Origin of the sequence: Pseudomonas sp. Pseusp88, assembly GCF_047303955.1 — a bacterium.
Classification (GTDB): domain Bacteria; phylum Pseudomonadota; class Gammaproteobacteria; order Pseudomonadales; family Pseudomonadaceae; genus Aquipseudomonas.
This window is the reverse complement of the sequence record NZ_JBGLYM010000116.1, coordinates 1-296: the sequence shown is the minus strand read 5'-3', so window position 1 is coordinate 296 and position 296 is coordinate 1. Positions and strand designations below refer to the sequence as shown.

Annotated in this window: 1 protein-coding gene; it reads right to left on the bottom strand. The window is 54.7% G+C overall.

The window, feature by feature from the left end:
* Positions 1-181 (bottom strand): hypothetical protein (locus ACCD02_RS32715; protein ID WP_413310724.1); only part of this gene is annotated, 181 nt, incomplete at its 3' end.
* Positions 182-296: the final 115 nt, after the last annotated feature.

Sequence of the window (296 nt, the reverse complement as noted above, 5' to 3'; positions counted from 1 at the left end):
CGCTAAACCACTGAAAATCCTCGGCCGAGCGAATGTCGAATATTAGCAATTGACCCTGCCTGGAGGCGGCCACTTGTACCCATTCAATGGGGCCCTGAGCTCTTTGCACGTTTTTCACGAGTTTTGCATCTTCTGTCTCGTTAAGGCCGAACTCTTGCGTCTGTTGTCTTACGTAGTTCATTTGAGCCTCAGTGTGCGCGCGCTCGGCGTCTCTCCTTCGCTGCCACGCAAATCCCAGGGCCAACGCTTAAGAGATCAAGCCTGCCGCGTCGGCCGTAAGCGTCGTAGTCATGTCG